7 protein-coding genes and 1 pseudogene are annotated in these 7,562 nt (G+C 71.3%); 4 read left to right on the top strand and 4 right to left on the bottom strand.

Annotated elements, in window-relative coordinates; genetic code table 11:
• The 4 genes from ABZ896_RS51240 to ABZ896_RS51255 form a co-directional block, all read left to right on the top strand.
• Positions 1 to 392 (top strand): helix-turn-helix domain-containing protein (locus ABZ896_RS51240; RefSeq protein ID WP_360945926.1); only part of this gene is annotated, 392 nt, incomplete at its 5' end.
• A gap of 121 nt (positions 393 to 513) precedes the next feature.
• A complete protein-coding gene (dctA, locus tag ABZ896_RS51245) occupies positions 514 to 2,166 on the top strand; it encodes a C4-dicarboxylate transporter DctA (RefSeq protein WP_360945929.1) in 1,653 nt (550 codons plus the stop codon).
• A 415-nt stretch (positions 2,167 to 2,581) separates the two neighbouring features.
• Positions 2,582 to 3,481 (top strand): LysR family transcriptional regulator, encoded by a 900-nt coding sequence (locus ABZ896_RS51250; RefSeq protein ID WP_360945932.1) that lies wholly within the window; start codon positions 2,582 to 2,584, stop codon positions 3,479 to 3,481.
• A 114-nt stretch (positions 3,482 to 3,595) separates the two neighbouring features.
• Positions 3,596 to 4,678, top strand: a complete 1,083-nt coding sequence (locus ABZ896_RS51255; RefSeq protein ID WP_360945935.1) for a tartrate dehydrogenase — start codon at positions 3,596 to 3,598, stop codon at positions 4,676 to 4,678.
• Here the strand turns inward: ABZ896_RS51255 and ABZ896_RS51260 are convergent.
• The 4 genes and pseudogenes from ABZ896_RS51260 to ABZ896_RS51275 form a co-directional block, all read right to left on the bottom strand.
• The gene (locus tag ABZ896_RS51260) at positions 4,675 to 5,541 is read right to left on the bottom strand and encodes a metal ABC transporter permease (protein WP_360945938.1); all 867 of its coding nucleotides are present in this window, start codon (positions 5,539 to 5,541) and stop codon (positions 4,675 to 4,677) included. The genes ABZ896_RS51255 and ABZ896_RS51260 overlap by 4 nt on opposite strands.
• On the bottom strand, positions 5,538 to 6,350 hold the full coding sequence (locus ABZ896_RS51265; RefSeq protein WP_360945941.1) for an ABC transporter ATP-binding protein: 813 nt from the start codon (positions 6,348 to 6,350) through the stop codon (positions 5,538 to 5,540). The genes ABZ896_RS51260 and ABZ896_RS51265 overlap by 4 nt, the downstream gene beginning before the upstream one ends.
• A complete protein-coding gene (locus ABZ896_RS51270; protein ID WP_360945944.1) occupies positions 6,347 to 7,285 on the bottom strand; it encodes a zinc ABC transporter substrate-binding protein in 939 nt (312 codons plus the stop codon). Before ABZ896_RS51270 ends, ABZ896_RS51265 begins: the two co-directional genes overlap by 4 nt.
• Positions 7,286 to 7,389: 104 nt before the next feature.
• Positions 7,390 to 7,562, bottom strand: a pseudogene (locus tag ABZ896_RS51275) (TetR/AcrR family transcriptional regulator); the annotation flags it as partial.

Consider the following 7,562-nt stretch of genomic DNA (forward strand, 5'->3'; position numbering starts at 1 on the left):
GCCCGCATCGCCTGGGAACTGGGCCTGAACCCGGAAAGCGCGGACGACCCCGACTCCTGGCGCTTCCTGCGCACCTGACGGCCCTGCGCGCGGCCGAGGCCCATGTCGAGGAGCGGCTCGCCGGGCCGCTGAGCGTGCCGGAGATCGCCCGTGCCGCCGGGGTCTCGCCCACCCATCTGACCCGGCTGTTCCGCGCGGACACCGGGCTCACGGTCGTCGGCTACATCCGGCGCCGCCGTATGGAACGCGCCCGCCACCTGCTGGTCTCCTCCACCCTCGCCATCCCGGCGATCGCCGCGACCGTCGGCATCCCCGACCTCCAGGCCTTCAACAAGACCTGCCGCCGGGAACTGGGCGCGGCCCCTCGTGCGGTCCGGGAGCAGAACAGATAGGCGGTGCCTATACGGGGCATCGATTTTTGGTCGTGGACCCCTCCGGCCGTGCGCCGGTTCACTGTGGCGCAGACCGGCGCGGGCCGAACGGGCTCGGCCCCGCGCGATCAGGGAGGCTGCAATGACGCATACCCCGTACCGGGAGCCGGCCGCGGCGAAGCCGTGGTACCGCCAGCTGTACGTGCAGGTGCTGGTGGCGATCGTGATCGGCATCGTGCTGGGCTGGCGATGGCCGGATCTCGCCACCGACATGGAGCCGATCGGCACGACGTTCATCACCGCGATGAAGATGCTGATCGGTCCGATCGTCTTCCTGACGATCATCGGCGGCATCGCGGGTGTCGCGGACCTCAAGAAGGTCGGCCGCACGGGGATCAAGGCGCTGACCTACTTCCAGGTCGGCACGATCGTCGCGCTGCTGACCGGCCTGGTGGCGATCAACCTCTTCCGCCTCGGCGACGGCGTGCACGCCGACCCGGCGACGCTGCACACCTCGGGCGACGCGAGCCAGTACGTGGAGCAGGGCGAGCACCAGCACTGGTGGGAGTTCCTCACCAACATCGTGCCGAACAGTTTCTTCGGCCCGTTCGTCGAGGGGAACATCCTCCAGGTCATCTTCCTGGCGGTCGTGTTCGGCATCGCCGTCAAGATGGTCGGGAAGACGGGCGAGCCGATCATCGCGGCCGTCGGGCGGCTCACCGAGGTCGTCTTCAAGGTCCTGTCCTTCGTGATGAAGGCGGCGCCGCTGGGCGCGTTCGGCGCGATGTCGTACGCCATCGGGAAGTTCGGCCTGTCCACGCTGACCAGCCTCGGCTCGCTGATCCTCCTCTTCTACGTCACCTCCGCGCTGTTCGTCGTGCTGGTGCTCGGCGGGGTGCTCGCGCTGTACGTGCGGCTGAACATCTTCCAGCTCTTCCGGTACTTCAAGGAGGAGTTCTGGCTGATCCTCGGCACGTCGACGGCGGAGCCGGCGTTGCCGGGGCTGATGCGCAAGCTGCACTTCATGGGAGCGGAACGCTCCACCGTGGGGCTGGTCGTGCCGACCGGCTACAGCTTCAACCTCGACGGGGCGGCGATCTACCTCTCGCTGGCCACGCTCTACATCGCGCAGGCCACGGACACGTCCCTCTCCCTGGGCCAGCAACTCGGCCTGCTCGCCGTCATGTTGCTGACGTCCAAGGGTGCGGCCGGTGTCGCGGGCGGCGGCTTCATCGCCCTCACCGCGACCCTCTCGACGGTCGGCTCGGTCCCGGCCGCGGGCATCATGCTGATCTTCGGCATCGACAAGTTCATGTCCGAGTGCCGCGCGATGGTCAACTTCTTCGGCAACGCGGTCGCCACGCTGGTGGTCGCCCGCTGGGAGAACGGGCTGGATCTGGACCGGGCACGGGCGGTACTGGCCGGAAAGGCGGGGGAGGTGCCGTTGACCGGGGGGACCGAGGAGGACCGGTCGCGGAAACCGTCGCCGGTGACGGAAGCCGAGGAAGGTCCGCTGGGGGAGTCGCCGGCGGTGGACGCCGGGCGGGGGCGGCAGAGCGCGGGGCACGGCGTTCCGCGGGCGGGAGAGGGCGAGCCCGCAGCCGGGGCCGGAGGACCGGATGCGGGTGACGGTGGCGCGAATGCCGGTGCCGGCGGACCGGATACGCGTGAGGGCGGCGCGAGCGTCAGTGCCGACGAGTCGGATACGGCGGGTGACGGTGGCGCGAGCGCCGGTTCCGACGGGGCTTCCGTGGCGCCGGCGGCTGCCGCCCGGCCCACCGAGGTGGCTTTCTAGGGGACGGTTCCTCCGGCAGCGCGCGGGGTGGCGCCGGGGCGGCCGATGCGCCGAGCCCTTGGGCGAGGGTCCGCCGCTGGATCGGACGGCCGTGGCGCACTGCCGCGCAGGGGGCGACCGGCTGACCCTCTGGTGCTTGCAGACGCCGGTCCACGCACCCCACCCAGGGGCGCGGGGAACTGCGCGACAAGCCACGACGAACCCGCAGTCGCCCCGATCCGAAGACCCGGCACCCCCGCGATCGGCCCACTCCTCGCCACCGACCCACCCTCCGGCTAGCGCCCCTCCGGCTACCACCCCACCCCCCGCTACCGGCCCCCCGCTCGGCGTGCACACGCGCCCGCGTCGAGCGGGGGGTCGGTGTTCTGCTGGATAGGTTGGTCCTGGCCTGGACGGATCGATCGGCGGAGGCAGCGTGGACGCCCGGCAGCTGGAGTACTTTCTGGCCATCGTGGAGCACGGCGGGTTCAGCAAGGCAGCCGCCGCGCTTCACGTGGCCCAGCCGTCGCTGTCGCAGGCCATGGCGAACCTGGAGGCCGACCTCGGGGTCGCGCTCTTCCACCGCGTCGGCCGGGGCGTCGTGCTCAGTGAGGCCGGGCAGGAACTGCTGGAGCCCAGCCGCCGCGTCCTGCGGGACCTCGCCGCCGTACGGGACACCGCCGCCGCCCTCGCCGGACTGCACGGCGGCAGCGTCGAGGTGGCCACCATGCCCTCGCCCGGCATCGAACCGCTCACCACCCTCATCCACCGCTTCGCCGACCTGCACCCCTCGGTGACTGTCGGCACGCACGCCGCCTTCACCCCCGACGAGGTCGTCTCCCTGGTCCGCAGCGGCGCCTGCGAACTGGGCCTGCTCGGCAGCGCAACCCCCGTGCAGCCGACGGGACTCGACGTCCTGCACGTGGAGGACCAACCCTTCGTGGTGGTCGCCTCCCCCGGCGGGGCGATCGAGGACGGTGTCACGATCCGCCCCGGGGACCTCGCCGGGCAGAAGCTCATCGCCTCCCGCACCGGCAGCCTGATGCGCAGCATCGTCGACGACATCACCGCAGGCGGCACCGGCACGGAGATCGTGACCGTCGTCGACCACCGCACCTCGATCCTGCCCCTGGTCCTCACCGGGGTCGGGATCGCCGTGCTGCCCTCCTCCTGGACCCGCCTCGCCCGCCGCTGCGGTGCCGTGGTCGCGCCCATCGAGCCGACCGCGCACCTCCATGTGGCGATGGTCAGCCTGCCCGCGCATCTGACCCCGGCCGCGCGCGCCTTCCTCGACCTCACCGAGTCGCTGGCCCGCCGCCGCGCCCGCGACGCCTGACGCGGGACCGATCGGCTACGCCTATACATCGCATCGAAAGCTGGTCTTGGACGCCGTACGACCACCCTGTGTTGACTCGGAGACGACCCCACCACAGTGAGCCGGAGGCAGTACATGACCACCGCATCCCGCACCTTCCGTATCGCCGCCATCCCCGCCGACGGCGTGGGCAAGGAGGTCGTCGCCGCCGGACGCGCCGTCCTGGACGCGCTGGCCGAGGACTCCGGCGGTGCGTTCGCCTTCCAGTGGGAGGAGTTCCCCTGGGGCTGCGAGTACTACGAGCGCACCGGCACGATGATGGACGAGGACGGGCTGGAGCAGCTGAAGGACTTCGACGCGATCTACTTCGGCGCCGTCGGCTGGCCCACCGTCCCCGACCACGTCAGCCTCTGGGGCCTGCGCCTGAAGATCTGCCAGAGCTTCGACCAGTGGGCCAACGTCCGGCCCGTGCACTTCCTGCCCGGTGTCCAGAGCCCGCTGCGCAAGGCGGACGACACCGAGCTGGACTGGGTCGTCGTCCGCGAGAACAGCGAGGGCGAGTACGCGGGCCTCGGCGGCCGCAACCTCGGCGGCCGCGGCCCCGGCGGTGAAGTCGCCGTCCAGTCCGCCCTGTTCACCGAGGTCGGCTGCGAGCGGATCATGCGGTTCGCCTTCGACCTGGCCCGCACCCGGGACCGCCGCAAGGTCTCCTCGGTGACGAAGAGCAACGCCCAGCAGTACGGCATGGTCCTGTGGGACGACGTCTTCAAGCGCGTCGCCGCCGACTACCCGGACGTCGAGACCGAGAGCGTCCTGGTCGACGCGATGTCCGCGAAGTTCGTCCTGAGGCCCGAGGACCTCTCCGTGGTCGTCGCCTCCAACCTCAACGCCGACATCCTCTCCGACCTCGGCAGCGCGCTCGCCGGCAGCCTGGGCCTGGCCGCCAGCGCCAACCTCAACCCCGAGCGCCGCTTCCCGAGCATGTTCGAGCCGGTGCACGGCTCCGCCCCGGACATCGCGGGCCAGGGCCTGGCCAACCCGATCGGCGCGGTCGGCAGCGCGGCCCTGATGCTGGAGCACTTCGGTCTGCCCGAGCAGGCGGCCCGCCTCAACAAGGCGATCGAGACGACCACCGCCGCCGGGATCCTGACCCGCGACGTCGGCGGCACCGCCTCCACCGAGGACGTCACCAAGGCGCTGATCGACGCCCTCGACTAGACGGCGGCGGCTGTCCGTCGGGCTCCCCACCGGCGCGTCCGGCGGGCGCCCACCGCGCGGCAGACGACGTAGAGGACGAACGAGATCGTGGTGACGTAGGGGCTGATCGGGATGCTGCTGCCCAGGGCCAGCAGGATCCCGCCCTCGATCGACACCACCGCGAACAGCACGCTCAGCAGCGGCAGCAGGACCGGGGACGCGGTGACCCGGGCCGCTGCCGCCGCCGGCGTGATGAGCAGCGACAGGACCAGCAGCGCGCCCACCACCTGCACCGACAGGGCGACCGCGAGACCCAGCACGATCATGAAGGCGAACGACAGCCCGCGCACCGGCACCCCGCGGGCCTCGGCGACGTCCGGGTCGGCGCTCGCGAAGGCGAGCGGGCGCCACATCACCGCGAGGGCGATCAGCACGACCGCCGAGGTGCCGAGCAGCCAGGCCGTCTGCGGGGTGTCCACGGCCACGATCTGCCCGGTGAGCAGGCCGAACTTGTTGGCCGCGCGCCCCTTGTAGAGGGCGAGGAAGAGCACGCCGAGGCCCAGGCCGAACGGCATCAGGATGCCGATCACCGAGTTGCGGTCCCGGGCCCGGGTGCCGAGGACGCCGATCGCGCCGGCCGCGACCAGCGACCCGGTGATCGAGCCCGCCACGATGTTGCCGCCCAGCAGGAGCGCCCCGGAGGCGCCCGCGAAGGACAGCTCGCTGATGCCGTGCACCGCGAAGGGCAGGTCGCGCATCGCGACGAAGACCCCGGCGAGCCCGCCGACCAGACCGAGGGCGGCCCCGGCGATGAGCGAGTTGCGGACCAGGGCGAGGAGTTCGCCGTAGTTCTGGAAGTCGAACATCTGGTGCCAGACGCTCATGGGCGGACCTCCGCGGGGACGTGGTGGGCGTGCTCGTCGAGGGCACCGACCACCACGACCCGGCCGTGCACATGGACGACATCCACCTGCGTGCCGTACAGCCGGGACAGGGACGCGGAGGTCAGCACCTCGTCGGGCGTGCCGACGCGATGGGCACCGGGGGCCAGATAGAGCACCCGGTCCACGAGGTCGAGCACCGGATTGATCTCGTGCGTCACGAACACCACCGCCGTACCGTGCTCGCGACGGCGCGCGTCCACCAACTCGGTGACCGCGCGCTGGTGGTTCAGATCGAGGGAGAGCAACGGCTCGTCGCACAGCAGGAGTTCGGGGTCGGTCGCCAACGCCTGCGCTATGCGCACCCGTTGGCGCTCGCCGCCGGACAACTGGCCGAGCGGTACGTCGGCGTAGGCGGACGCGCCCACCGCCGCGAGGATCTCGTCGACCTTCCGGCGGACGGGTGCCGAGCGCAGCCGCGGGGCGAAGCGGTGCCCGTCGATGCCGAAGCGCACCAGGTCACGGGCGCGGAGCATCGCCTGCGCGGATACCGTCGCCTGCTGGGGGACGTAGCCGATACGGCGGGCGGCCTCCCGGGGCGGGCGGCCGAGGACCGTCAACTCCCCGGCGGACAGCGGCTGTCGGCCCAGCAGGGCCCGGACGAAGCTGGTCTTGCCCGCTCCGTTCGGGCCCAGCACCGCGAGGAACTCGCCCGGGCGCACGTCGAGTTCGAGGTTCCGCCACACCGTGCGGGCGCCGTATGACAGGGCGGCGCCGCGCAGGCTGACGACCGGCCGGGGTGGTGTGCTCACTTGGCGAGCGCGCTCGCGAGCGCGTCGACGTTGCCGGTCATCCAGCTCAGGTAGTCCTTGCCGGAGGGCAGGGTCTCGGTGACGGGGACGACGGCGATGCCGGCCGCCTTGGCCGCGTCCTCGACCTTCTCGGACTGCGGGCCGGAGGTCTGCGCGTTGTAGACCAGCGCCTTGACCTGCTTGCCGCTGTAGAGGGCCAGGGTCTCCTGGAGGACCTTGGGGGAGACGTCGGTGCCCTCCTCGATGCCCTCGCTGAACTCTTCGGGCGTCTTGTTCACCAGGCCGGACGCCTCGGTCATGTACAGCGGCACGGGCTCGGTGATGCCGATGGCCTCACCGCCGTACCGCTTCTTGATGTCCGCCTCCTTGGCCTCCAGCGGGCTCAGCTTCGCCTTGAAGGCGGTGGCGTTCTTCGTGTACGTCGTCGCGTTGGCGGGGTCGGCCTTGCCGAGGGCGGCGGCGATGCGGTCGGCGACCTTCGCGACGGTCGGGAAGTCGTACCAGACGTGCTCGTTGAGCTCGCCGCCCTTGGGGGCGGTGTGGCCGGAGACGTCGACCGCGTTGATGACCTCGGCGGCGGAGTTGCCGCCGCTCTTGAGCATTCGGCCCACGAAGTCGTCGTAGCCGCCGCCGTTCTCGACGACGACCTTCGCCTTGGACAGGGCCAGCTGGTTCTGGGTGTTGGCCTCGTAGGAGTGCGGGTCCTGGTCGGGGTCGCTGATGATCGAGGTGACGGCGACCTTGTCGCCGCCTATCTGCTCGGTGACGTCGCCCCACACGTCGGTGGAGGCGACGACGTCGACCTTGGACGAGGCGGCCGCGGCGGGGGAGGCGCTCGCGCTCGTGCTGCTGGAGGAACTGCTGCCGCAGCCGGTGAGCAGGGCGACGGAGGCGGCGGCGAGCAGCGCCAGTCGGCGGGACGGGGACATGGGCATGGATCCTCCAGGCAACGGTCTGTGTGCCCCGCCACGCTAAGTGGAAATGATTGTCGTAAACGACCCCGGAGGTGAGTTTATGAAAACCGTTGCCAACTATTGACTCAGTCCTGGGCCGCGGAGACCTCGGCGACCACCTGTGCGGCCCGCTCTTCCGGGACGCCCGCGGCGATCAGCGTGGCCACGGCGGTGCCGGTGCCGTCGTCCTCCCAGGCGCCCGTGTTGACGCTCTCCAGGAGAGCGAGGGTGAGGGCCTCCAGTCCGGCGTTGAGGGCGC

This window comes from Streptomyces sp. NPDC047072, assembly GCF_040643855.1.
Lineage (GTDB): Bacteria > Actinomycetota > Actinomycetes > Streptomycetales > Streptomycetaceae > Streptomyces.